Genomic DNA, 22,597 nt, shown 5'->3' with positions numbered 1-22,597 from the left:
CATGAAAACAGTAGTTTCTTTATTAATAGATCATTTTAAAGAATGGGGAGTTACTCATATCTTTGGGATCCCAGGTAAACCTATCGTTCCTATATTAACTGAAATAGAGGATAACGGGCTAGAATTTATAGTTACTAGGCATGAAAATGGAGCAGGGTTTGCAGCATCAGGCTATTCATTGATAAAAGATACTATTGGGGTTGCAATAGGAACCTCTGGCCCTGGAGGAACAAATCTTTTGACATCTGCTGGTCAGGCTAAAGCATATCATCTCCCTGTTTTGTTTATTACAGGCCATCCGTCCATAAAAGATACGGGAAAAGCTTTAGGGCAAGATTCCTCAATGTTTGGAACAGACTTAGTAAAAATGTTTGAGTCCGTAACGTTATTTAGTGCACGAGTTGAGCGAAAAGAACAGTTTGAATTATATTTTAAACATGCTATTGAAAAAGCATGTGTGGGGGTTAAAGGCCCGGTCCATCTTTCTATTCCTTTTGAAGTGTTAATAGAAGAAATTAACCCTTTCAAATTTGAATTACCAAGAGAAATTCCTGTCGTATCAACACAATTGGAGAGCGTAATACATCAATTAAATGAAGCAGAAAATCCAATACTATTTTTAGGGAAAGGTGTACAGATTTCTAAAGCCTATGAGGAAGTAAAGTGGCTTGCTGAAAAATGGGGGATTCCGGTTATTACAACTCCTGGTGGAAAAGGTACTTTTTCTACTAACCATTCTTTATCTTTAGGTGCATTTGGCTTAGGTGGTACAGAAAGAGCGACGAAGTATTTGCAATCTAATATAGATCTCATGATTGTAATTGGAAGTAAGTTAAGCGATATGTCTTTAGCAGGATTCAAAGAGAGTTATAAGCCTAAGAAAATTATTCAATTTGATATAGACACCACCTTTTCAGGGAAATCAATTTCAGTTCCAACCCTAGTTATACAAGGGGATGCAAAAAGAAACTTAGAAGAACTCAAAAAGAAAGTAAATGGCATGGATTCAACTTCCTTAGCACCAATTAATTTACTTGCCCAAGAACAAGGGAATGAAAAAAATCAAACTGAAGAGCTAAGTGAAAGTTCACATTATATATCAGCAGCTACTGCAATTAAAGAGCTTCGTAGACATTTACCAGATGACACAATATTATTTGGGGACGATGGAAGTCATACTTTTTTTGCTATTAAGTACTACGATATCTATGAGCCGGACACTTTCTTTTTTGATGATGTGTTTGGGACTATGGGACATGCTATTGGTTATGCAATAGGTGCTAAAATAGCTTCACCGCATAAACCTATTGTATGCCTCACTGGCGATGGATGTACACTCATGCACGGCACCGAAATTGCAACAGCTGTAAATGAAGGCATTGCAGTAATATTTATTGTATTTAACAATGGCGGCTTGGATATGGTTGATAAAGGGATGAAACAATGGTTAAATCGCTCGGTTGGAGCCAAGTATAAAGAAAAAACTAATATTAAGAAGTTCGCAGAATCATTAGGAGCTATTGCTTATAGGTGTAGAAATAAAAGTGAAATAGAGGATGCTATTAGAGAAGCGTTGGAATACAAAACTATTCCTTCAGTTATAGAAGTGATAGTTGATCCCAATGAAATACCACCTATCTTAAACAGAGTATAAAAAAAGCCTTAGTTCAGATTATAAATTTAAACTAAGGCTTCTTATTATCTTTGAAGAATGGGATTTACTCTTTATTTATTTGACGTCCACTCTTTTTCCGGCTCTGTGAATTCGTGTTTCCAACTTGAAATTCATTGCCTAATTCAGTATCATTTCTTTTGTCCTGTTGGAGAGCGTGAATAGAAGGTTTAGAACCATCAAATGCTACTAGAATCTTGTTATACATACCAATTTTCACCTCAATAGTATATTTTATTATGTCATGAATTGTAAAAATAAAAGCTTATTTATTAACTTCCCTTAAGGAAGACTTCCATAAATATTGTAAAAAAGGTCTGTATCAAAATAGATACAGACCTTTTTTACATGAAATTTCACGTAATGAGTGTCCTTATAAATTTCTTTTACTAAGCAGGTAAATATACCTTCATTACAGGCAACGTTTTAGGTTAACTTACTACAAAGTCTTTCAAACCTCATCATTCCCCATATTGTATACAACCTTTAACAGATACTCATCTACACATTCATCCTTTATATAAACAGTGAACCATCTTTTTTATTTTTATTCAGGTTCAAAGAATTCTTCCTGACAGAGGTGGCTTTTGCTCTCTATTTCGGCCGAATTTCTCCTTTTCATCAACAAGTACTAGGATTTTTCCTTCTTTGACTGAGTTACCATAGTATTTAGCTTCCTCTTTAGGAATACCTATTCCAACAAGAGCTCCTGTTAAACCTCCTACTCCTGCACCCGTTACAGCGCCAGTTAACACAGTTGCAATGGGTCCTGCAGCAACAATTGGTCCTATTCCTGGGATAGCAAGTGCACCAGCTCCTGCTAATAAACCTGTTAGCCCTCCAAGAGCTCCACCAGTTAGTGCACCTGTTGTAATTCCATCAACAACTTCGGTATCTGTTTCTTCCGTTACTGTGTCTACCTCCCTACTATCTCTCCCAAGGATGGAGATGTCACGTGTAGCATATCCCTGTGTTTTCAGGTCCTCTACGGCTGCAATGGCTTCTTGCTCTGACTTATATACTCCTACAACTCTCTTTGCAATTCGTTCCATTTTTATCTCCTCCCAAATAAAGAATCCCATTTTTGAATAAGATAAAAGGCCAGCGAAAGGATTACTCCTCAATCAGTAAATACTAATTACTATCTTTTTTTCGTATATATAGCAACGTTCTTTTAATTAGACTTATAAATTTTAAATAAGTGTTAAAAACTAGTCTAATGCATTTTCTACAGTATCTATTTGATGACTCATATCTGTTTTCTTATCTTTTCGATGATCAATACGTATGTTTGTGATAATTCGATTAGGCCCACTGGAGATTGCCTCTTGGTGTATGTCTTTTGCTACTTGCCATAACTGTTCAAGGTCTCCTTCTATTACAGTAGAGGTGGGTGTTACATCATAATGTAAGTTCTTTCCCTTAACCTTACGTACAGCATTAATCACTTCTGAACTAAAGCTTGTTGAATCTGTTCCAACAGGTATAATACTTATATCTAATAAGGGCATAGTATCTACTCCTTCCTCATAAGTGTGTGCTTTCAATTGGGAAAGAAACTACTTATATAAAGTCTCTTGACTTTTATTTATTAGGCTCAGCAGGAACTGAGATGTCCTCAAGGGCTTTTCCTGCTTTTTGATTTGAATCATTACTTACTGCTAAATCACCCAAGGAAACTATTCCAATGAGTTTCCCATCTTCTACAATGGGAAGCCTGCGTATTTGGTACTGAGACATGATTTCTGTAGCTTGCTCTACAGACGTGTGTTTTGTACCGGAAATGACATCCGTAGTAATCATTTCAGATATTTGTGTATTGGCATTAAAATTATTGGCTAATCCATTGACAACTAAATCACGATCCGTTACTAATCCTATTAGCTTATCGTCTTCACAAATTGGAATAATCCCTACATCTAGATTCTTCATCATAGTAGCTACCTCACCACAAGAACTTTTAAGGTTACAGCTCTCAACATTTGAGGTCATTACTTCTGTTATATTCATAACAATTCCTCCTTCATTTAATAGCTGTCTTATTTCATTTCATTCCCGTACATCATCTTCCAAAACGTAATCCTGAGTTTTAATTCCTACGGCTTTAGATTTTAAGGAGAAGGAAGTAACTTAATAGATGACCTGAAACATAGAATGGAAGAACTTGCAGCAAGATTTTTAAAATTTATTATTGAGTATAAAAATGATTTTTATTTCTTAGAAATGGGTACATATTATGTAACTATAAAAGGAGGTTGTTTTATGAAAAATGTAAGAGTAGTAGAAAACGGAGTTCAAGCAAAAGAAGTAATTGAACAATTTCTAAATCGAGGATACACAAAAGACGAAGTATATTTATTAGCTCATGATAAAAATCGTTCTAAAGACTTAACGGAAGCATTAGAGACGAACGATATCGGTGTTTCAGAACAAGGAGCATTTGATTTAATGGCCAACGTTTTCCGATCCCGTGGAGATGAATTACGTTCTAAAATCCATTCTTTAGGATTATCAGATGTAGAAGCTCAGCAATATGAAAGGGAATTAGATCAAGGACGTGTACTAGTAATTGCAACAAAAGCAGGTTAATGCCAAAAATATAAAAGAGGACCTATTAAGTAGGTTCTCTTTCATTAACGTTTAATTACATTCCTTTTAATAAGATTAGATTATGACCATTGCTTTCACATACTGCATGGCTAAATCATTTTATTTGTGATATTTGTTATAGGCTTTTAAAAGAATGGGGAATTTATTTTCAGGTACATATTGAAAGAAAGGATGTAGGATGATGAATAATATTGAAGAGAAGGAATATGAAATTATTAATTTAAAAAAGCAAGATGAAGTGAACAAAAATTTAATAAAAATTTCAGATTCACTTATAGCTATGCTAAAACAACTTAAGGAAAACCCCGAGAATTCAGAAGCTTTAACTGTAGTTACGGACCTGGAAGGCCAAAAAGAACAATTAAAAGCTAAATCAAAAAAATTATCTGAAGAACTCGCTCAGATGTAAAAATTTATATTAAGAGCTATTTGTTATATGTTAAATCGATGATGCTATATTCGAAGTCCCTGGGTTAGGGGCTTAGCCTTTCGCTAAAAACTTTAGAATATACGCATAAACACTTACCTTCGGATCGAGGAGGTCCCACGCTTTATACACTGCTAATTTCATCTCAGCTTTGAGAAGTTTGAGGGTGACGTAGTAGGTCTATCTCGTCTGAAAATCTTATTTTCTCCGCCATTAATACTGACGATAAAGTTTACCTATAGATAATTCTTACTGCCTCTAATAAAAGCCAAATAGAAAAGAGTGATTAACCTGGAAGAAACAAAGGAGCAAGAAATTAATCTTGATAAAGTTTACGACTATGCCGAATTTCCGGATAAGTTTTTATCAAGACCTAAATCGAAAAAAGCCATAGAAAATAAAGGTAGATACATATTGCACATGACTAATATGTATCTACCTTTTAATTTTCCCTCAATAAACGCGCCCGTTTGATGAACTGCCTTCAACATCTATGGGCTTAACATATGAAAACAATATCTAAGCTACCGTTGTAATTATCGGTTGATCCCTTGTAACAATTATTGTGTGCTCATGTTGGGCACAAAAACTATTATCGGGAACACATAAAGTCCACCCGTCCCGACTTCCAACTGTATACTCTGCTCCAGTTGATAAAAAAGGCTCAACGGTAATAACCATACCTTCTTTCAACACTCGTTTATCATGCTTGTCATAAATAGGTAAGATATTTTCAGGTGTCTCATGCAAGGATCTTCCAATTCCATGACTGCACAGATTTGTAATTACCTTGTAACCACCTTTTCGGGATTCATTTTGAATAATTCTTCCAACTTCATTCAACCTCACCCCATGTTTAAGTGAAGAAATAACTCTCATCATGGTAGCGTGTGTGTATTGACAGAGACGCGTTATAGAAGGGGTATATAAAGGTATCTGAAAGGAATGACCTGAATCGGCAAAGTAACCATTTAACTCCGCGGAGACATCAATATTTATTAGGTCACCTTCTTTAATCTTCCGATTCCCCGGTACACCGTGGGCAACTTCATGGTTAATACTAATACATGTGTTCCCAGGGAAATTATAAGTTATCTTTGGTGCAGAAGTTGCGCCATATCTTCTTAAAAACCTTCCCCCGATTTCATCCAATTCTTTGGTCGTCATTCCAGCACGTATCTGGTTTTTCATTTCACTTATTGTTAAAGCGACGATCTTGCCGATTTCCTTAAGCCCTTCAATATCTTCCTTACCTCCAACTGTCATATAGGAACCCTCCAATTTTCTTGATATTCTTATTTTACCAAAGGTAATGTTTCCGATCCTCCATTTAATAAGGTCAGTGGTACATGCGACAACTGCAACTCATCTTACTTTAAAAGTTCTGTAAAGGATAGCGTATTCTTGCGTGAGTGGCGAGGATGCGGGATGAAGAAGAGTATCTAAGCATAGGTGATTAGAAAAACATTTTACTCTCTAGGTATTTTTTCTAATTTATCATGTTATAACTTGTCTCTTAACATAGAAATTTCATCAATTAAATCCTTTATCAATCGCCCCAATCCTGTTAATTGTTCATCTTTGCGATCATAATCATCAATTTTCATAGATAGTTCTAAAATACGACAGGTCTCCTCAACTGTAAGGCCGTAATCTCTTGCAAGAGTTTTTACTGTATCAAGAAATTTAACAGCATGATTATCAAAATAATCTTTTCGGGTTGTTTGATTAAATAATGTTCCCATTTTCTCTCTCCTTAAAAATTCAAGTTTTATGTTAGTGAATCTGCAAATGAATTGGCACCAGGTTTGCAACTAGCACAGGCTGAGAGATTATATTTAATGCAAAGGTGTATTCTTAAAACTTAAGATATACAATTTATACTCTTGTTACCAATGATCTGTATGGCTTTATATAATAATCCAACCCTTAGAAGGACAGAAATTATACATCTGCAACATTGAACATTGAACTGTGTTATTTTATAAACTGTTAACCGGAGATAGACATTCCGCAACATCGTTTTTCGGTGAATTAACAATTGTAGATACAGGATAGGATTTCATCTTTTTCGATGGAAAAGGAATAAGCAGTGATTTAAGATACTCTGTATCATTCATTTCGGAGTCCATCCATAAATCATATGCGTCTTCTTCAAGAATTACAGGCATTCTATTATGAACTTCTTGTGTAATTTTATTTGGGGTTGTGGTTATAATTGTACACGAATAAAGAGGCTCACCATTTTTATCCCATTCATCCCAAAGTCCAGCAAATGCGAATGGCCGACCATCTTCCATAACAAATCGAAAAGGCTGCTTGTTTGTTCCTTCTTTTTTCCATTCATAAAATCCATCGCATACAATTAAACATCTCTTGCGTTTAAAAGGTGTCTTAAAACTTGGCTTTTGATCAATACCTTCAGCACGTGCATTTATCATTTTATATCCAATTTTACTATCCTTAGACCAAGAAGGCACTAGTCCCCATTTCATCGTTATTCCAATTCTTTTTCCACCGTTAGATCCTATTGTTAGAATTTGTTGGGAAGGAGCCACATTAAACCTTGGATTAATTGTTACTTCATCGTTAAATTCAAAGTTAAACTGCTCTTGAAGCATATATATATCTGTTGCTAAAGAAAATCTTCCACACATATTCTCACCTTCTTTTTTCTTATTTAATGTTTTTCTAACTCTTTTTAGAACTTAAAGTGTACGATTTACAATGCTGCTGCCACTGATTCGTATTAATTTATATTATTGTTTCCCCCAAAAAGCACCTTCCTTTCAATTAGGTGCTTTTTTTGCTCTTAAAGAACGATACTGTTTTCCATCGCATTCGATCGTAGCCTTACCTACGACAAGAAGACTACCCTTCATTGGTAGTCTTCCTGCTACTATAATTCCTTTAGCTTTCATACAAAAGATTACTTACTGCGTCCTTTAGTTTTCCATAGGTTCTTATTTTACTGAAGTCTATCCCCAATTGGACGGCTGTTAAAGCGATTTCTGGGCGGATACCTGTGATCGTTGTATCGATTCCTAGCAATTCTAACATGTTTACCACTTGAAACAATTCATTCGTCATCATTGTATCAATGGAAGGTACACCTGATAAATCAATGATTAGGCAAGACAATTCAAGGTCTTTTGCCTGCAACATAATTTTTTCCGCAAAGTCATTACTCTTATAATCATCAATCTGACCGATTATAGGAAGAACACCAACTGTATCTGAAATACTGATAACTGGTGTACTAAGTTCCGAGATTAACATTTTTTGAGAATATGCTTGGGCCTCTGCCACTTCTCCATAATACCTAGTAAAGAGTTCAATCATCCGATCAAATGCTTCATTTAAAATTTTGTTCCATAAAAGAATATCTCTTTGTGTAATAGTAGATTGATGGAGATCTACAAATACTTCAATCCTGTTAAGAAAAATAAAACGGAACGTTTTAAAATGGCGGATGCTCTGATACAGAGGATTACCTGAGCGAGCTCGTTTGGTCGCAATCTCTTGGGCCCAATCACTAAGATGTTTAAAAGACCCTTCCTTCAGTACCTGCACTATCGTACGGGTAAAGTAGTGATTTTGTTCTCGAAGGTATTCAGTTACCTCTGAAGAAGCATCAGCTGAGTAAACAGAATATTCTTCTATCTCTCGAGAATCTAGCCACTCTTGAGCCATTTCGTTGACCTGTTGTAATAAAAAATCATGTAATTTCTGAGTCATTTTATCCATAATGTGTTCCCCTTTAATGATAGATAACTTTAACTTTCCCTTTTAATGAGCCCAAAAAACCTACCTACTTTTCAAAATACTCATCTTTCCTTAGCAGTGTTATGAATCGTAAAATGACTCTCTTTTTTCACATTTCCTCATGCATCCCACGAACTCACGACTGCCCCCGCAACCAATTCTATTGGGTTATACTCAAGTGGTAAGATAACGAACTTTGACTCCGTTATGCGTTGGTTCGAATACAGCTAACCCAGTCATCCATATTTTAGCTGTATGTAATTCATGTGACCTTCTACTTGACAGGAGTAGAAGGTTTTTTGTTATCAATTATTTATCAACATCATTACTAATTGCTGAATTAACCATATTATTTAAAGTAATTTTATTTTGCCATCTAATTTATTACGGGAAAGGGAATCCCATGTAGCTTCGCAAACCCATTACTTAACATAATTATTCCAGCTTTATTAATCAGGATTACATGTTATTTTTCCATATCTCAATGCATCGTAAATAGCACGTCCATCGCTTGAAGTTGTCTCTGAAAATTTAATAGGCAATAGCGAGAAGACAATATAATAAACAGAAAAATAGACAAACTGGTAAGAAAAGAGACTTGCTGAAAGGACGTCAGCCATAACTAAACCATTTATAAAGAAAATAGAAGCCAAATTAGCAATGGCACCTCCAGCATAGACACAAGCATGGGTAAATCGATTGTCGTACTTTAGTTTTTCATATACACAAAAAGAATCCAAAAAATAAACGGATTTTATTTTAATTTTCTTCCATTTAAAAATCGTTTTTCCTTTTCCAATGGTAAAATCCACTCTCCCTCCGAAAAAAATTGCCATGATAGAATGACCTAATTGATGAACAAGAGATACAAGTGGTAGTACAAGTAAGAAAGAAAACAAGAACTTAGGCATATCATTGAAGCCAAACACACTTCCATCTCCTTTATTATGAAAGAATTTAATAAATGGTTAGTTTATTAAGGTAGATAAATTCTTATTGACAGTGAACAGATTTCTCCAATAGGTAATGTGCCTTTTTTAATCATATGTACACCCCTTAGTTTGACACTTCGAAAGGAATTTAATCAACGTATAGGACCAATCGGTTATTACTAAAGCAGTAGTAAAGGGTATCAATAATCTTGGAGCTTTACTATGAAGAAAATCTTCATTTTATTTTTAAACATTCTCCATAGCAATAAACGACCCTATGTATCGTAAACCAAGTTACTAAGGTCGCTTATGCTATACTTTGCTTTATTATTTTTTTATCTTTTACTTTATAACAAAACATTTGGCTTCTCATTAAGCTTCTGACGGAATTTCGCTCTCATGATTAATTTGGTCGAATAAATAAGTAAGGTAAGATTCTAATTCGAATTGATTATCTTCAACAAAATCATCTAACACAGACTTACTTTCCTCTCTCATCTTTAGCCCCTCCAATTTATGTTTTTCACTTTATTTTACATGATTACCATGATTTTTGTTTTGACCCATTTTTCTTAGAACAAAGCTTACAATTAACACCAGAATGATTGCTCCAATAATGGCTGGAATGATGGCAAAACCACCAACGACTGGTCCCCAACTTCCCAAGATCAGACCACCTAACCAAGAACCAATAAAACCAGCAATAATATTACCAATAATGCCTCCAGGAACGTCACGCCCTGTAAGTAAACCGGCAAGCCAACCGATAATTCCACCTACAATTAGCATCCATAGAATACTCATACATTATTCTCTCCTTTTGAAATAGTTAGTTGACTTTACCCCGGGTTAAAACCTATTAATCCTGTTATTTTTTTCCACAACAAAATTTTCGTCTTATGTACTAAGATTATATTGCTTTGCTTGCAAACTATTTTTGTTCTTTTGGACATCTTCTAATGTCTCGTTCAGTTTTTTAAAAATATAAGTGACTAGACTAACCCCCAGCGTATAAATTGCTATCTTATAAACAATGACATCAATATAGGCTTTTTTTTATACTATATTTTTGGGGTGATTATATGGCAAGAGTAAGTTACCGAAGTGCAGACATTAACTTAATGGCAAGGATGATGCGAGCAGAAGCTGAGGGGGAAGGAAGACTAGGTATGTTATATGTCGGAAATGTAATTGTTAATCGCCTTGCAGCAAATTGTATAGACTTTAAAAATTTAAGAATCGTTTCACAAGTCATTTATCAAGTACAGGGGGGGAATTATTCGTTTGAAGCTGTTCAAAAAGGCAATGTGTTTTATCAAAGAGCGAGAGGTGTTGAAAAAAGATTAGCAAAGCAGAATTTGGATTATTGGAGACAACACCCAGCGAAATTTGCTCTTTGGTGTTTTAATCCACACGCTCCGTGCCCTCCAACATGGTACGGTCAACCTGCATCTGGTCAATTTAAAAATCATTGCTATTATGAACCAAAACCTGATACATGTGCTAATGTTTATAGAGGTTAGATTATCAAAGAGTTATGATTAATTCTGGAGTAGTATGGGGGAGCTGCGAATCCAACATTTTAGTCGTAAGTACTGGTGACTAGCGCTATTTATTCAATGCAACCCCTATAGATCATGTGACAGTGGTCCGTTGGAAAAAACTTTGCCCCCACTGTAGCCTATTTCTTTAATCTTGGTTTTGATGTATTCTACCTAGCGAAATAAAAAGGGAACTTCCTGGTTAGTAGGTGTTCCCTTGTTTCGCATAAGCAGTTAATCAAATGAAACAAGAAATAGTACTAATAAGGTAAATAAATCATAAAAAAGAGGAAGAGGGTTCTCTTCCTCTTTTTTATAGCTTTATCATTAATATTCCCTGTAATAAGCATATTAAATAATGTAACTACATGATGATAGACTTAATGAATTTCAGTAATGCCCGATAGACGAATAGAGAATATATTGTGTTGTTCATCCTCTAGAGAAAGAGTTTGATCATGAAGATTAAGATCATTTACACGTCCCTTACATGTTTGTAATAAACCGTTTTGATAATAGTTAATGGTAATGACACCTTTCTTTCTCAACGCTTTCAATATCATGCTCCGTTCCCCTTTCTTCCTAATAACTAATGTAGGAATGTGTTATTCAAATAAGTAATTATCATGCAGAATTTGTGAGAAAATCATACAAGTTAAAGGTTATATTGTTTTATATTATATAGTATACAACAAACTATTAGGAAACGCTTACATTTCATTGTGTAAACTTTGTGAACTTTCAACAGGAAGAAAGCTCAAAGAATAAAAGAGGAAAAGGAATGTATGTCTAGAATCTATATCTATGTTTCAATCCATCTATTATACCTTCTTGTAAATGAGCTTCTATTTAATGCTTAAAATATCATTCCGATTTTTAGCACTAATTCTTTTTAATTGTTTAACAGGTAAAAATTCCCTGTACTTAATTCGTTTTAACTTCCATACTTTATGTATGTAGCATACCCTTATCAATTTACCTCATTGCTTTAACATGTAAGAACATTAGTTTTAGAATCCTTCTAATGGATACGCAAATTAATAATTGTACTTGGAAACGGAGCGATACGATGAATAAGACGTATGATGTCATCATTACCGGTGCTAGAGTTGCCGGCTCTACCCTTGCTATTTATCTTGGGAAGGCAGGTTTCCATGTGTTGTTAGTAGACCAAGCGACCTTTCCAAAGGATACTTTATCAACCCATACTTTTTTCAATAATACTGTTGCTCTTCTTCGAGAGATCGGTGTCATGGACAAATTATTGAAAACAAACGCTCCACCGGTACAAGATATTAAATTTCAATTTGAGGATACCGCGATAGAAGGACTCATCCCTAAGATTGACGGAGAAGAAAGTTGTTACTGCATTAGAAGAACTTATCTCGATCAGATCCTACTTGAACAAGCCAAATCACAAATGAATGTAACCGTTCTAGAAAGGTTTCGTGTGATGAATATTATTCATGCTGACGATACAGTAGTAGGGGTGGAAGGTCTAGATGGCAATAACGAGAAACAAGAATTTTTAGCTGGCCTGGTAGTCGGGGCAGACGGCCGATCCTCAATTATTCGCAAGCTGGTAAAAAGTGAACTCAAAATAAGTATTTCGGCAAAAGTCGGCATCTATTTCGGGTACTTCTCTGAATTTCGCCATGACAATGTCCCTAAATTTGAAGTATACAAGATAAAAGATAACACAGCCATTCTCTTTCCAACGAATGATAATTTATCTGTTATTGCCGGCATTTTCCCATTAGAAAATAAGGAATTGATAGGACGATTGAAATTAAATCCAGAAAGTACTCTACGCAATTTCTTAACAGATAACTTTCCGAATACAACAATAGGGACGCGTTTAAAAAATGCGGAATTAGTAGAACCGATTAAAGGCATTCTGAGATATGATAATTACTGGTATAAAGGAATGGGAAAAGGGTGGGCGTTGGTTGGAGATGCAGTTTGTTTTAAAGATCCTGGCATGGCACAAGGTATCCATGATGCTATATGTGGAGCACGTATATTATCCAATATTCTCTCAAAATATAAGGGACAATCCAATCAATCAAATCAAATATCTGAAGAATATCAAAAGGCAATAGAAGACGAGTTTATGGTTCGGTTTCACATGGGATGTCAAATTTCGCAGAATGAACGCATCTCTGAACAACAGAATGCTGTCAATAAGCTAATCAGTTCTCATCCAGAGGCTATAGAGAAGTTTTTAGGGATTTATAATTACTCAAACGAGCCCGATGCTTTAGAAAAAGAACTCACAAGAATTATGCAATCAATCTAGCAATGAGGGGAAGGTAAACCGAGAGCAGGAAGGGATATATCGAAAACAAAGATTTTATTCTGTTACGATTAGTACATTTTATCTAAAACATACTCAATATAAAAAGCCACTTATTTCATACAAGTGGCTCCTTGTTACGTTGAATACATTAAATCATTCCCATCACTATTAGAGAAGTTTATGAATCTGCAAGGAATGATGTTAGCTAATAATAGTCAGATAGAAATGGAAGAAAAATAACGGCAAGAAATAGCAAGAGCAAATGTGTATATGTGTGATTTATAGGATGGCATATACACACATAACAATGAAGATAGCCAATACATAAAGTTCCACCATGTAAATATAGTACTTTCTCATTATTTCATATAATAAGTAACTAGCTCGTAGCAACGTTCTCTCGTCATTTCGTGTAAAATACGAGCTTCTTCAGCATAAGCTAAAGTTCCTCCTCCAGCTTCTTTCAGCTCTTTTTGAGAAGCAGCATCTCTATCTTTAATCCATTGGCGTTGTTTGATTTTCAAGTTGTTCATTTCTGATGCAGGTAATTGATTTTTTAACTCACCATAGATATCATTCAACATCTTGTCCCACATTTGATAATTTTCCCCTGAAGCTTGTCTTCTGTCACCATCAACCTGATCGTTAACTGGTTGTACTTCACTAGCTCTAGTCTGTTCTAGTAAATCTAAATAATAAGCTTTTTTGTTATTAGTTATTGTTGTAGCTGAACTATTTGTTGACGGAGTGCTTGTAGTTGGGCCAGTCTTTGATACAGTAGTAACCGGTCCATTTTTAGCTATATCAGTTAAGTATAATTGATTATTGATAAGCACTGCTGTGTACATCCAATTATATTTATTGGTTTTTTGAGATCCATCTGGTTGTATAACAGATACAGTCTCTACAGTTTGTATGTTATAAAGAGGCCCATCAGAAGAGTTACCTGCTTTCGTAAAATTCACTACAGAATAATCTACCCAGTTCTCTTTAATACCCTTCTTATATAAGTTGCTTACCAATGATTGTTGGTCATTGTATAACGAACCTTTTAAAACGTGTGCAACGTTACTGAACTGGCCCGTATTAATTGCAGTTGTTAGTCCATTTATGTAATCAGCCATTACTAAAGCTGCTGTATCCTTAGTAACAAAAGCATCATCGGAGACTGTATTTGAATTAGTTGAGTTTTGCTGATTACTATTTTTGTGAACAGCACTCGCATGATCGCTACCTTTTATAGTTAAAGGTTCCCCAGTATTATTTTCTGTAGCACTATTACTATCTTGATTCGCTTTATTAGCACTATTATCACTGGTCTCCTGGCTACTAACCTCCCCAGTTTCCCCTGATTTTGAAATAACCTTTTCTTCTTGTTGACAGCCAGAAACCAGTAAAGAAGTTGCCGTAATTAATAAAAAAACACCTTTTTTATACATAGCTGTTCCCCCCTCTAAAAGTTGTTAATTTCATGTGTATTTTACCAATATTAAAAGATAGTATAACAACGTTTTATTCCTTAGTAAGGATATTATTTAGCAGTGAAATATTATAATTTTTTCAAAACAGTTTATTAATAATTAATTCGTAAAAAACAGTCTCAAAGTAAGAGACTGTCATCTTATTCCTTATGCTAGAGCAAGAATACTTTATAAATAGGAATTAGTTTTTAATCTTCCCATAGCTCATTCATCAGTTCTTCAATTTCTTTTTCTCTTTTCTTAGTTTCTTGCCTATCAACCGTCACTTTATTTCCTGTAATGTAAACAACATCTCCAACTTGTGTATCCTCAGGAAAGATATCTTTTGGATAATCTTTTGTTATGCCTTCAATTTCAACAACGGCAAATCCCTCTTCAAACCGATCAATAATACCTTTTATCTTTTTCATAATTACCTCGATTTTTTAACAGAATAAGATGTTCCATCGCCTGTTATAATAATCGTACCACTTTGGTCTGTTCGCAGAATACTTGCTTTTGAATTTTTTAGTAAGTTCACAACCTGAGAAGTAGGGTGTCCATAACTATTTTTACCCACGCTAATGACTGCATACTTAGGCTTTACAGCGTCTAAGAAGTTTTTACTTGTAGACGTTTTGGCTCCATGATGGCCTACTTTCAGTACATCTGCACGTAGTGTTTTCTTCGCCTTAATCATGTCTGCTTCTGCTTTTGTTTCAGCATCACCTGTAAATAAAAATGTATTCTTCTTATAAGCCATGTGTACAACAGCACTCCAGTCATTTAAATCACTGTTGGCATAGGTTTTGGTAGGCCCTACAATTTGAGCATTTACATCTTTAACAGGTAACTTTACGCCTGCTTGTGCCGTTTTAATCGTTAATTTTTTCTTTTTCACAGCATTTAAAAAGTCTTTGTAAGCTTGCGTGTTATTACTTACTTTTGGTGCATAAACATTTTCTACTTTGAATGCATTAATGACTTCATCTAACCCACCAATGTGATCAGCATCAGGATGAGTAGAAATTAACACTTCTATATCATCGACTTTTTGTTTCTTTAAATAACTTACAACTGCATTTCCTTTACCTTTGTTTCCCCCATCAATAACAATGTCCTCACCATTGGGAGCTTTAATATAGATACTATCTCCTTGACCAACATCAATGTAATGTACTTTCATGGTTTTAGGCGTTGCAGCGTATGAGGAAGCTGGAGCTGCAGCAATTCCTATTCCTATAGCTAGCGAAGAAACAATCTTCATAACACGACTTTTCATTGTTTTATCCCCTTTTATAAATATATTTTCATATGTAGCCTTCTTTTATAGCAAAATTAATTTTACTACACGAAACCACCCGTTAATATAAAATAAATTGAATATTTTTACTTATAAAGGTGCAAAAAGTCATGTTATATATGGGGATCGGTAGTAAAATGGAGGTAAATAGTAGTGAAATGTACTATTTTAGGAATTATAGTAGATTGACATTTTAAAATGACCTTATCTTTTTATCTCTAAGATACAGAAACATTAGTTTCAAACAGTCATTCTTAGCTTTTTTTTATATTGAGACCGAAACTCAGAACAAAGAGTTGTTTGCCTTTCTCAAATGATTGCACTAATAGATGATAAGGAATCAACGATGGTCAAATAGAGAGAGAGGAGTAGTGGTGATGGAAAAGTAGCAAGAAACGCATTTATGTATTTGATGTACACCTAGGTAGGCACAGTGAACCGCAGGACAACTATAAATTAACTTATTTTAGAAGTCCTATAAAAGGAGGAATGCACATGGAAAAAGAGCTCATATTTAAGTCTTATATGTTGCTATTTGAAATTGAAATAACAATAGTAAGTATCATCGAACACGAGATGATTACACAATATGGACCATTATGGCGACAACTTTTTTTTGTTAAGTGTGGAACTGACCTATATGACAATCTCCCATTACTATTCAGATTGAACCCCCTTCAAACTATCTTCACTGATCATGAATTACATGACTTATGTATATTAACAGATATTAAAAATACTCTAGTACAGCTTTTACCTATTTCTCAAGATGACGTGGATCACCTTATTAATGTCTTGCAGCACTTAAACCAAAAGAAAGCTCTCTTATTATTTATCTAATTATATTCAATAATGGGTTATTAAGAAGATCTTGTACCTAACAGGAAGAACAAGATCTTCAATATGAGCGTATCGAATTAGGGCGTGTGGTATAGGAAGAAGAAATCACTCAAGCATTGGAGGAGATTGCGTTGTAAGAAGATCAAGTATTAAAGAAAGCAATAGATGAATGGGAGCTTGTGAGTCAAGATCCAGAAGTATTACTTGCTTGTGAAGCAAGACAAAAAGCTCTTTTGGATGAAAAATCTGCTTTAAAAAGAGCAGAAACGCTTGGAGAAAAAAAAGGAAAAGAAGAAACGTTAAAAAAAGTAGCCTTAGGCATGATTGAAAAAGGACTTGATATTAGTAAACGGTGCTCAACAAGCAATTGACCAATTAAAATACGAAATCGCGAGCGAATTTGGTGTAAACCTTGGGGCTGATACGACTTCACGTGCAAACGGATCAGTAGGTGGCGAAATCACAAAGCGTCTTGTACAAATGGCTGAGCAACAACTTGGCGGAGGACGTTTCTAATACAACTTTATAATTGATGGCTGAAGGGAGAATGGAAATCCATTCTCCCTTTTTCTATGAATAATTTTCTACATCATGTTATGAAAAAATAGAACTTTGAGACAACCATTAACACATAAAAACCCAGCACCTCTTACATAACCATCTACCCCTTACCTACTGCAGTAAGGGTTCTTTTTTATTTTTTGAGTGGACAGGCAAGCTTCCTGCAGTAGCTACATAGTATCTAAAGAATTACGACTTCATTACCTAATCAGTATCTAGTTCAGTAACGTTAGTGCGTTAATACAAGCTGTATACGCCTAGTGAAGCCCTTCATGGAACCTGTAAGGGAGCTGAGCCGAAGAGGCGAAGGGGGCGACCGGATGCGTTGAGCTGAAATTATTCATAAATCAAAGGCAAAAAAATAAAAAGAACGAAAGTAGGTATCAACATGAGAAAAACACAAAGGTTTTCTTTTCGAAAGACCTTTCCTTTAACCCTCCAATCATCTCTTGCGAGACCTCGTCCCTTCAAGGCTTATTCCTTTGTTCCTTTTAGTCCACTAGCCATGCTTGACCCCACTATTTTGACCATAGGAGGCATTGTCTTAGGAATTGCCCTCATCGAACGGATATTAGAGCGATGGGGTGTGATTGATCTGGGTGATCAGTTTGCAAAGGTCATGCGCTTTATCTTACCTGTCACTTTCTATAGTGCTTTGATTTACTTTTTCGCGACATTTATGTTTTGAGGAGGAATGTTGATGTTTGAGAAGCTCAAATTACGTGGCCAATTAATTAAAGCGTTTCGTATTGCAGAGATTTACCGGACGGTGAAACGTGGAGACCGTACCTCCTATCTGTTTCCGAAAATTCATCAAATCGATCATCATCACACCTATACGCGGTACGCCTTTTCCTTACTGAATGGGATCGATCCTGAGCTTTTAACGAAAAAAAGGTGGGCATTACGGCAAGTATTAGGCAGCAATATTGAAGTGAATGGCAGCTTAAAGAACTTTAGTATTACGGTTCACCACAAAAGCTTGCCTAAGATGCTCAATTATCGTTATGAGGTCATTCATCATCATGTTGAGAAAATGGAGCTTCCAGTCTGCATTGGTCAAGATATCTATGGAAACCCTGTTTCATGGGATTTTGCGGATTTAGAAACGTTACTGATTTCTGGCGAAATTGGGGCAGGAAAAAGTAGCTTAATGCGTGTGATTCTCACCACATGGGTGAAGCATACCTCCCCTGAAGACTTGCGCTTGGTATTAGTAGACCTTAAACGAGCTGATTTGGGCCTATTTCATGGGATTGACCATGTGGATGCGCTTTGCTTTGAAGCGAAAGACATGAGGAAACCTTTTGCATTGTTACGAGCTGAAATGTATCGACGAGGTGATTTACTTTTAGAGCATGGCGTCACACATATCAGCAGGCTACCTTTTAAGCTGCCTCGTATCGTTGTGGTAATTGATGAAATGTCCATCGTGAAGAGAGAAACGGAGCTTGTAGAGATGATTCAACAGTTTGCCAGCCAAGGTCGTGCACTAGGTGTTCATACGATTATTGCCATGCAGCGTCCGGATGCTGATTTATTAAACTCTGCGTTAAAAGCTAATTTAAGGGTGCGGATTTCTGGAAGGCAAGCCGATGCCACGAATGCGAAAGTAGCTGGAGTACTCGGGGCAGAAGAAATTGATGCCGCAGCCAGGGGGCGCATGAAAATTAAGATTGATGAGGTTAAAGAGTTTCAAGCGTATTTTTTAGATGAAGAGGCTTGTAAGGAACTGCTGTCTCCTTATAAAACAAAGGTAAAAGATCCTGAACCTCAACTGGAGGTTGTGTCACAGTCTATCTTTGGATTGTTAGAGAAGGAGGAACAGCGATGAGCTTTCGACTATCTCAGCGTGATAAAGACATCATTGCGTTTATCAATCAGTTTCGGGCTGTGGATCGAGACTCATTAGTAGACCTATTCTTTAAACAGCTTAAATCATCCATAAATGCGTGCAATAGCGTGATGGTACGTTTATATCGGTTAGGTCTCATTGAACGCACACAACAGTATTCTCCGACCGTCTATTTACCTGTAGATGCAAAGATCAAAAAGAACTCTCAAAAAATACTACATTTCCTTTCTATCTTAGATGTCTATAAGCAAATGCGTACGTATGATATGCCTAAGAATGTCATTGTGGAAGATAAGCCGACTGGACGAAAAGGAGGCGTTGAACCTGATCTCTTTTGTATCTTTAAAGGATCTCCTTTTTGGGTTGAAATTCAACGAACCCAGTATTCAGAACAGAAAATACAAGCGAAAATTAATCTTTATGAGGAGTTTTTCTTTTCAGATGAGTGGAAAACGTTGCAATGGCAACCAGAGGATCGATCAGCCATATTCCCTTCCGTTATTTTGATTACACCTATTCGTTATATAGTATCTTCGGATCATATCCGTATCATACAAGTAGCAAGCATTCACGAACTTATGGAGAAATATAAGGGTTCTTCCAAACAAACAAAAGAAGTAAGGTCAAGAACCACATCCTCTTCTGGAGGAATAAAAATCAACTTAACATAGAGTGCTAGAAAAGTGTTTGTAATCACACAAAAACAGGCTACCTTTCATTATTTTGAGGTAGCCTGTTTATACACCTTTCATCCGCGGAGAAGGCAATGGATTTGCGTACTGGTATCAGATGGAATTAATTTGTATAATGAAAGAGAATAAGTAGCAATACCAAGGCAATCGAGGAGGTGAGCGAATATGAGTCTACGGGAAGAACTACTGGCGCAGGAATATGAGGAAAGAAAAAAGCCGAGAGGATTCGTATACTTTACAGACGCTGACGGACAAGTTGTCGCTAAGACTTGCCGTGAATGCGGCGAATTAAAACATGCAAAGAACTATCATCATAAAAGTGATGGATTTGGTCAACTTGGACCATACTGCAAAGGCTGCGTTTCTGTTCGCGACCGAGATTATTACGTTAAAAATAGGGAGCACGTAAAAAGAGTTAAAAATGCTTATTACCATAGGAAAAGATCTGAGCAACTTTCTTTTAATTTATTCGAAAATAGCGAGTAGGATCACGGCGGCCAATAAGGTCGCTTTTTTGTTTAAATGCTGATAAATCGCTAGAAATCACTATTCAATGTGTTAATGACATGGTTCGAGCACGCTAGAATGTAAAAAGGAGCAATTTGATGAATAGGACCGTTTTAACGGCGAATTAAAAACAGGCTTTTAAACTATTACTAAAGCCTGTTTTTATATACTTGGAGAAGCAAACTTTCTAAAGGAATAAAAAAGAACTGTAATAAGCATATTTATATATCCCAAAAATCTTCGCTCTTAATATTAGGATCAATCCTTCTTAATGCTTGTAATATCTTTTTCATGGTTCTTTGTGTAGGCAACCTTTCGGAGTTGTTTACTAAATCACCAATCGTACTTCTACCTAATCCCGACTTTCTTACAAGCCATTCTTGATTAATGTTTCTCTTATCAATCCATTTACCAAGTCTAGTTCGCCTTTTTCCTAACCCTAACATTATAGATACCCCTTTACTTGTTATTACTCTAGTTATGTCCAAATTTCACTAAAAATAAAACGTTAAAAATAAGTCATAGTGGACAAGCCAATACCATATCATCTATTAAGACATCAAAATACTACATAAGCACAACGAATAAATTTAATACGTATTTTTTAGGACCTTTTAGAATAATGTCGATATTTTTGTCATAATCATATAGCATGAATACAGTTAAGACCGCCTTATACACTGATACATAATGGGCGGTCTTTGTTATAGATATGAATAGATTTTGAGTATAATGGAAAATAAAAAACAGACTTCCTCAGAGAACGTAAAAACGTCTCTAACAATAGCAATTCCTAGATTACCAAGCCAGAAAACACAATTTACTCAGTGAAGGAGAAAAGAGAACCCCATCTCCCCTTATAGAGTCCTCTCCTTTACGGAATAAAGCACTAAATAATAGTAAAGTGTAAAATATAACATTTTTAAGCATAACCTAAATTTCTATGCTTCTATCGAGCTACCTTTCTTATAAAAAAGGCTGTTTCACAAAATGAATGGGCAATGGAAAGGGCTAGTATGTGGGACCAGTAAGAACAATCATAAAAAGTAGGAGTTATTGAGGTAACTTCTTTTTCCGTAGTCGGTGTAATCTCCGTTGAATGCCATGGGCTGATCTACCAATCAGTTGGCCAATTTCTTGTTGAGTACGACCTTCTTGATAAAACATGTACCATAGACGGGCATCTTCCTCTTCAGTCCACTTTTTATTTTCATATTTAGGTCGATTAAAATAATCATATTTTCTTTGTTCCTTTACCCACTCGGGTTCTGGAATCAGAGTATTTAGAGCTACCTTAGAAAAATTAATCAGTTCCTTATTCTGTTGTGCCCATTTCCAAAAGGCTGCTACGTCAATTCCTAAAAATGTTCGTGTGTTTGCTCTCAAGATGTTATAGGGCAATTCTCTTTTCTGAATCCAGTTATAAATGGTATGAACATCAACTTGCAGGCACTCTGATAGTTCATATACTGTAACATTTCCCAGATGAGCTCTTACGCCACGTATACCTAAACGATATAACCTAGACTCTAGTGCTTGTGTACTTCGCTGTAAGCGTCTAGATATTTGGTCAAGTGACTTGACTCCATACCATTTTACCAAGTATTCATCTTCTTTCTTTGTCCATCTACGTAATGACGTTTTTCGTACTAATTTTAATAGCCTAATTCGATTCGCCACAGAAGAAGGGCTCTTGCCTAAATGTTTTCCAATCTCTCGATTGTTCATTTTATTAATGTTTACTTTTAAGAACGTATCTTGGTCAGGGGACCATTTTTTGCGTATGCCATTCTGGTTGTTGCGAAGTTGTAGTCGTGAGATTCGTTTATTAACCGATTCTTTACTACGATTTAAACATTCACCAATTTTTTGGAGTGTCATCCGCCCATATTGTTCTTTTAGAAATAAATCTTCTTCCTCCGTCCACAGTTTTTGATTTTTAGTCACTCTATCTCCCTCCAATTCGCGACTTAGATGTATAGAAAGCTACGTATAGAGAATAGTAGTGGAGATGTTCATCTTTCCTCAACAGGGATTAAATCCTGTTTCATTTACCTTTTTATCCATTGGACACAGGTTATCACTTTATTTAGTCTGTTTTTGTCTAATTTGTCAGTGAAACGATAAACAATC

The 22,597-nt window shown here is 35.6% G+C and carries 29 protein-coding genes and 1 tRNA gene; 13 read left to right on the top strand and 17 right to left on the bottom strand.

Annotation, left to right across the window (positions count from 1 at the left end; all coding sequences use genetic code 11):
• Position 1: 1 nt before the first annotated feature.
• Positions 2-1,654 carry a thiamine pyrophosphate-binding protein gene (locus JNUCC25_RS28560; RefSeq protein ID WP_454223472.1) on the top strand — a complete coding sequence of 551 codons (1,653 nt, stop codon included), beginning with the start codon at positions 2-4 and terminating at the stop codon, positions 1,652-1,654.
• Positions 1,655-1,718: 64 nt separating this feature from the next.
• Here JNUCC25_RS28560 and JNUCC25_RS28555 read toward each other — a convergent pair whose 3' ends face one another.
• From JNUCC25_RS28555 to JNUCC25_RS28540, 4 genes are all read right to left on the bottom strand, one after another.
• On the bottom strand, positions 1,719-1,880 hold the full coding sequence (locus JNUCC25_RS28555) for a hypothetical protein (protein WP_454223471.1): 162 nt from the start codon (positions 1,878-1,880) through the stop codon (positions 1,719-1,721).
• A 349-nt stretch (positions 1,881-2,229) separates the two neighbouring features.
• Positions 2,230-2,724 (bottom strand): general stress protein, encoded by a 495-nt coding sequence (locus tag JNUCC25_RS28550; RefSeq protein WP_454223470.1) that lies wholly within the window; start codon positions 2,722-2,724, stop codon positions 2,230-2,232.
• A 159-nt stretch (positions 2,725-2,883) separates the two neighbouring features.
• Positions 2,884-3,183 (bottom strand): MTH1187 family thiamine-binding protein, encoded by a 300-nt coding sequence (locus JNUCC25_RS28545; protein WP_454223469.1) that lies wholly within the window; start codon positions 3,181-3,183, stop codon positions 2,884-2,886.
• Between the two features lie 73 nt (positions 3,184-3,256).
• Entirely contained in the window at positions 3,257-3,682 is a 426-nt protein-coding gene (locus JNUCC25_RS28540) for a CBS domain-containing protein (RefSeq protein ID WP_454223468.1), read from the bottom strand.
• A 252-nt stretch (positions 3,683-3,934) separates the two neighbouring features.
• Here JNUCC25_RS28540 and JNUCC25_RS28535 point away from each other — a divergent pair, with 252 nt between their 5' ends.
• Both JNUCC25_RS28535 and JNUCC25_RS28530 read left to right on the top strand, forming a co-directional pair.
• Positions 3,935-4,261, top strand: coding sequence for a general stress protein (locus JNUCC25_RS28535; RefSeq protein ID WP_454223467.1), 327 nt, complete (start codon positions 3,935-3,937; stop codon positions 4,259-4,261).
• 202 nt (positions 4,262-4,463) lie between these two features.
• The gene (locus JNUCC25_RS28530; protein WP_454223466.1) at positions 4,464-4,691 is read left to right on the top strand and encodes a hypothetical protein; all 228 of its coding nucleotides are present in this window, start codon (positions 4,464-4,466) and stop codon (positions 4,689-4,691) included.
• 537 nt (positions 4,692-5,228) lie between these two features.
• On the opposite strand, the gene map is transcribed toward JNUCC25_RS28530, so the two are convergent.
• The 4 genes from map to JNUCC25_RS28510 form a co-directional block, all read right to left on the bottom strand.
• Positions 5,229-5,975: a type I methionyl aminopeptidase gene (gene map, locus JNUCC25_RS28525; RefSeq protein WP_454223465.1), complete on the bottom strand. Its 747-nt coding sequence runs from the start codon at positions 5,973-5,975 to the stop codon at positions 5,229-5,231.
• Positions 5,976-6,211: 236 nt separating this feature from the next.
• Positions 6,212-6,454 (bottom strand): hypothetical protein, encoded by a 243-nt coding sequence (locus JNUCC25_RS28520; protein WP_454223464.1) that lies wholly within the window; start codon positions 6,452-6,454, stop codon positions 6,212-6,214.
• 237 nt (positions 6,455-6,691) lie between these two features.
• Positions 6,692-7,366, bottom strand: coding sequence for an SOS response-associated peptidase (locus JNUCC25_RS28515; protein ID WP_454223463.1), 675 nt, complete (start codon positions 7,364-7,366; stop codon positions 6,692-6,694).
• 253 nt (positions 7,367-7,619) lie between these two features.
• Positions 7,620-8,456, bottom strand: coding sequence for an STAS domain-containing protein (locus JNUCC25_RS28510; protein ID WP_454223462.1), 837 nt, complete (start codon positions 8,454-8,456; stop codon positions 7,620-7,622).
• Positions 8,457-8,638: 182 nt separating this feature from the next.
• On the opposite strand from JNUCC25_RS28510, the gene JNUCC25_RS28505 reads away from it, so the two are divergent.
• A tRNA-Gln gene (locus tag JNUCC25_RS28505) sits at positions 8,639-8,710 on the top strand.
• 213 nt (positions 8,711-8,923) lie between these two features.
• Here JNUCC25_RS28505 and JNUCC25_RS28500 read toward each other — a convergent pair.
• The 3 genes from JNUCC25_RS28500 to JNUCC25_RS28490 all read right to left on the bottom strand — a co-directional run bounded on the left by JNUCC25_RS28500 (position 8,924) and on the right by JNUCC25_RS28490 (position 10,210).
• Complete coding sequence (locus tag JNUCC25_RS28500; RefSeq protein WP_137739113.1) at positions 8,924-9,403, bottom strand: site-2 protease family protein; 480 nt, start codon at positions 9,401-9,403, stop codon at positions 8,924-8,926.
• Positions 9,404-9,778: 375 nt separating this feature from the next.
• A complete protein-coding gene (locus JNUCC25_RS28495) occupies positions 9,779-9,904 on the bottom strand; it encodes a hypothetical protein (RefSeq protein ID WP_289921601.1) in 126 nt (41 codons plus the stop codon).
• Positions 9,905-9,934: 30 nt separating this feature from the next.
• Positions 9,935-10,210, bottom strand: a complete 276-nt coding sequence (locus JNUCC25_RS28490) for a GlsB/YeaQ/YmgE family stress response membrane protein (protein WP_454223461.1) — start codon at positions 10,208-10,210, stop codon at positions 9,935-9,937.
• A gap of 278 nt (positions 10,211-10,488) precedes the next feature.
• Here JNUCC25_RS28490 and JNUCC25_RS28485 point away from each other — a divergent pair, with 278 nt between their 5' ends.
• Positions 10,489-10,929 carry a cell wall hydrolase gene (locus JNUCC25_RS28485; RefSeq protein ID WP_454223460.1) on the top strand — a complete coding sequence of 147 codons (441 nt, stop codon included), beginning with the start codon at positions 10,489-10,491 and terminating at the stop codon, positions 10,927-10,929.
• A gap of 398 nt (positions 10,930-11,327) precedes the next feature.
• Here the strand turns inward: JNUCC25_RS28485 and JNUCC25_RS28480 are convergent, their stop codons facing one another.
• Positions 11,328-11,510, bottom strand: coding sequence for a YolD-like family protein (locus tag JNUCC25_RS28480; protein WP_029324141.1), 183 nt, complete (start codon positions 11,508-11,510; stop codon positions 11,328-11,330).
• Between the two features lie 506 nt (positions 11,511-12,016).
• Between JNUCC25_RS28480 and JNUCC25_RS28475 the strand changes: the two genes are divergently transcribed.
• Positions 12,017-13,246 (top strand): NAD(P)/FAD-dependent oxidoreductase, encoded by a 1,230-nt coding sequence (locus JNUCC25_RS28475; RefSeq protein ID WP_454223459.1) that lies wholly within the window; start codon positions 12,017-12,019, stop codon positions 13,244-13,246.
• Positions 13,247-13,605: 359 nt separating this feature from the next.
• On the opposite strand, the gene JNUCC25_RS28470 is transcribed toward JNUCC25_RS28475, so the two are convergent.
• From JNUCC25_RS28470 to JNUCC25_RS28460, 3 genes are all read right to left on the bottom strand, one after another.
• Positions 13,606-14,685 (bottom strand): lysozyme inhibitor LprI family protein, encoded by a 1,080-nt coding sequence (locus JNUCC25_RS28470; protein ID WP_454223458.1) that lies wholly within the window; start codon positions 14,683-14,685, stop codon positions 13,606-13,608.
• A 230-nt stretch (positions 14,686-14,915) separates the two neighbouring features.
• The gene (locus JNUCC25_RS28465) at positions 14,916-15,137 is read right to left on the bottom strand and encodes a DUF3006 domain-containing protein (protein ID WP_454223457.1); all 222 of its coding nucleotides are present in this window, start codon (positions 15,135-15,137) and stop codon (positions 14,916-14,918) included.
• 2 nt (positions 15,138-15,139) lie between these two features.
• The gene (locus tag JNUCC25_RS28460; protein ID WP_454223554.1) at positions 15,140-15,892 is read right to left on the bottom strand and encodes a ComEC/Rec2 family competence protein; all 753 of its coding nucleotides are present in this window, start codon (positions 15,890-15,892) and stop codon (positions 15,140-15,142) included.
• A gap of 612 nt (positions 15,893-16,504) precedes the next feature.
• On the opposite strand from JNUCC25_RS28460, the gene JNUCC25_RS28455 reads away from it, so the two are divergent.
• The 7 genes from JNUCC25_RS28455 (at position 16,505) to JNUCC25_RS28425 (ending at position 20,443) form a co-directional block, all read left to right on the top strand.
• On the top strand, positions 16,505-16,849 hold the full coding sequence (locus JNUCC25_RS28455; RefSeq protein WP_098602926.1) for a hypothetical protein: 345 nt from the start codon (positions 16,505-16,507) through the stop codon (positions 16,847-16,849).
• Positions 16,850-17,028: 179 nt separating this feature from the next.
• Complete coding sequence (locus tag JNUCC25_RS28450; protein WP_454223456.1) at positions 17,029-17,220, top strand: hypothetical protein; 192 nt, start codon at positions 17,029-17,031, stop codon at positions 17,218-17,220.
• Positions 17,186-17,365: a small, acid-soluble spore protein, alpha/beta type gene (locus tag JNUCC25_RS28445; protein WP_377516823.1), complete on the top strand. Its 180-nt coding sequence runs from the start codon at positions 17,186-17,188 to the stop codon at positions 17,363-17,365. Before JNUCC25_RS28450 ends, JNUCC25_RS28445 begins: the two co-directional genes overlap by 35 nt.
• Before the next feature lie 433 nt (positions 17,366-17,798).
• The gene (locus JNUCC25_RS28440; RefSeq protein WP_263033280.1) at positions 17,799-18,098 is read left to right on the top strand and encodes a hypothetical protein; all 300 of its coding nucleotides are present in this window, start codon (positions 17,799-17,801) and stop codon (positions 18,096-18,098) included.
• Between the two features lie 12 nt (positions 18,099-18,110).
• Positions 18,111-19,244 (top strand): FtsK/SpoIIIE domain-containing protein, encoded by a 1,134-nt coding sequence (locus JNUCC25_RS28435; protein WP_454223455.1) that lies wholly within the window; start codon positions 18,111-18,113, stop codon positions 19,242-19,244.
• On the top strand, positions 19,241-19,936 hold the full coding sequence (locus tag JNUCC25_RS28430; protein WP_143256209.1) for a hypothetical protein: 696 nt from the start codon (positions 19,241-19,243) through the stop codon (positions 19,934-19,936). Before JNUCC25_RS28435 ends, JNUCC25_RS28430 begins: the two co-directional genes overlap by 4 nt.
• A gap of 186 nt (positions 19,937-20,122) precedes the next feature.
• On the top strand, positions 20,123-20,443 hold the full coding sequence (locus JNUCC25_RS28425; RefSeq protein WP_143256208.1) for a hypothetical protein: 321 nt from the start codon (positions 20,123-20,125) through the stop codon (positions 20,441-20,443).
• Positions 20,444-20,685: 242 nt separating this feature from the next.
• Here JNUCC25_RS28425 and JNUCC25_RS28420 read toward each other — a convergent pair whose 3' ends face one another.
• The gene (locus JNUCC25_RS28420; protein ID WP_387572272.1) at positions 20,686-20,910 is read right to left on the bottom strand and encodes a helix-turn-helix domain-containing protein; all 225 of its coding nucleotides are present in this window, start codon (positions 20,908-20,910) and stop codon (positions 20,686-20,688) included.
• Between the two features lie 607 nt (positions 20,911-21,517).
• A complete protein-coding gene (locus JNUCC25_RS28415) occupies positions 21,518-22,411 on the bottom strand; it encodes a sigma-70 family RNA polymerase sigma factor (RefSeq protein WP_454223454.1) in 894 nt (297 codons plus the stop codon).
• Between the last annotated feature and the right edge of the window lie 186 nt (positions 22,412-22,597).

It is taken from the genome of Priestia sp. JNUCC 25, from assembly GCF_053667915.1.
Note: the sequence above shows the minus strand (reverse complement) of the source record. Positions and strands in the feature narration are given on the sequence as shown.

What these genes read in the sequence shown, in the direction of transcription:
- JNUCC25_RS28560 (WP_454223472.1), top strand. Translation starts at nt 2, where the DNA reads ATGAAAACAGTAGTTTCTTTATTAATAGATCATTTTAAAGAATGGGGA.
- JNUCC25_RS28555 (WP_454223471.1), bottom strand. Translation starts at nt 1,880, where the DNA reads ATGTATAACAAGATTCTAGTAGCATTTGATGGTTCTAAACCTTCTATT.
- JNUCC25_RS28550 (WP_454223470.1), bottom strand. Translation starts at nt 2,724, where the DNA reads ATGGAACGAATTGCAAAGAGAGTTGTAGGAGTATATAAGTCAGAGCAA.
- JNUCC25_RS28545 (WP_454223469.1), bottom strand. Translation starts at nt 3,183, where the DNA reads ATGCCCTTATTAGATATAAGTATTATACCTGTTGGAACAGATTCAACA.
- JNUCC25_RS28540 (WP_454223468.1), bottom strand. Translation starts at nt 3,682, where the DNA reads ATGAATATAACAGAAGTAATGACCTCAAATGTTGAGAGCTGTAACCTT.
- JNUCC25_RS28535 (WP_454223467.1), top strand. Translation starts at nt 3,935, where the DNA reads ATGAAAAATGTAAGAGTAGTAGAAAACGGAGTTCAAGCAAAAGAAGTA.
- JNUCC25_RS28530 (WP_454223466.1), top strand. Translation starts at nt 4,464, where the DNA reads ATGAATAATATTGAAGAGAAGGAATATGAAATTATTAATTTAAAAAAG.
- map (WP_454223465.1), bottom strand. Translation starts at nt 5,975, where the DNA reads ATGACAGTTGGAGGTAAGGAAGATATTGAAGGGCTTAAGGAAATCGGC.
- JNUCC25_RS28520 (WP_454223464.1), bottom strand. Translation starts at nt 6,454, where the DNA reads ATGGGAACATTATTTAATCAAACAACCCGAAAAGATTATTTTGATAAT.
- JNUCC25_RS28515 (WP_454223463.1), bottom strand. Translation starts at nt 7,366, where the DNA reads ATGTGTGGAAGATTTTCTTTAGCAACAGATATATATATGCTTCAAGAG.
- JNUCC25_RS28510 (WP_454223462.1), bottom strand. Translation starts at nt 8,456, where the DNA reads ATGGATAAAATGACTCAGAAATTACATGATTTTTTATTACAACAGGTC.
- JNUCC25_RS28495 (WP_289921601.1), bottom strand. Translation starts at nt 9,904, where the DNA reads ATGAGAGAGGAAAGTAAGTCTGTGTTAGATGATTTTGTTGAAGATAAT.
- JNUCC25_RS28490 (WP_454223461.1), bottom strand. Translation starts at nt 10,210, where the DNA reads ATGAGTATTCTATGGATGCTAATTGTAGGTGGAATTATCGGTTGGCTT.
- JNUCC25_RS28485 (WP_454223460.1), top strand. Translation starts at nt 10,489, where the DNA reads ATGGCAAGAGTAAGTTACCGAAGTGCAGACATTAACTTAATGGCAAGG.
- JNUCC25_RS28480 (WP_029324141.1), bottom strand. Translation starts at nt 11,510, where the DNA reads ATGATATTGAAAGCGTTGAGAAAGAAAGGTGTCATTACCATTAACTAT.
- JNUCC25_RS28475 (WP_454223459.1), top strand. Translation starts at nt 12,017, where the DNA reads ATGAATAAGACGTATGATGTCATCATTACCGGTGCTAGAGTTGCCGGC.
- JNUCC25_RS28470 (WP_454223458.1), bottom strand. Translation starts at nt 14,685, where the DNA reads ATGTATAAAAAAGGTGTTTTTTTATTAATTACGGCAACTTCTTTACTG.
- JNUCC25_RS28465 (WP_454223457.1), bottom strand. Translation starts at nt 15,137, where the DNA reads ATGAAAAAGATAAAAGGTATTATTGATCGGTTTGAAGAGGGATTTGCC.
- JNUCC25_RS28460 (WP_454223554.1), bottom strand. Translation starts at nt 15,892, where the DNA reads ATGAAAGTACATTACATTGATGTTGGTCAAGGAGATAGTATCTATATT.
- JNUCC25_RS28455 (WP_098602926.1), top strand. Translation starts at nt 16,505, where the DNA reads ATGGAAAAAGAGCTCATATTTAAGTCTTATATGTTGCTATTTGAAATT.
- JNUCC25_RS28440 (WP_263033280.1), top strand. Translation starts at nt 17,799, where the DNA reads ATGAGAAAAACACAAAGGTTTTCTTTTCGAAAGACCTTTCCTTTAACC.
- JNUCC25_RS28435 (WP_454223455.1), top strand. Translation starts at nt 18,111, where the DNA reads ATGTTTGAGAAGCTCAAATTACGTGGCCAATTAATTAAAGCGTTTCGT.
- JNUCC25_RS28430 (WP_143256209.1), top strand. Translation starts at nt 19,241, where the DNA reads ATGAGCTTTCGACTATCTCAGCGTGATAAAGACATCATTGCGTTTATC.
- JNUCC25_RS28425 (WP_143256208.1), top strand. Translation starts at nt 20,123, where the DNA reads ATGAGTCTACGGGAAGAACTACTGGCGCAGGAATATGAGGAAAGAAAA.
- JNUCC25_RS28420 (WP_387572272.1), bottom strand. Translation starts at nt 20,910, where the DNA reads ATGTTAGGGTTAGGAAAAAGGCGAACTAGACTTGGTAAATGGATTGAT.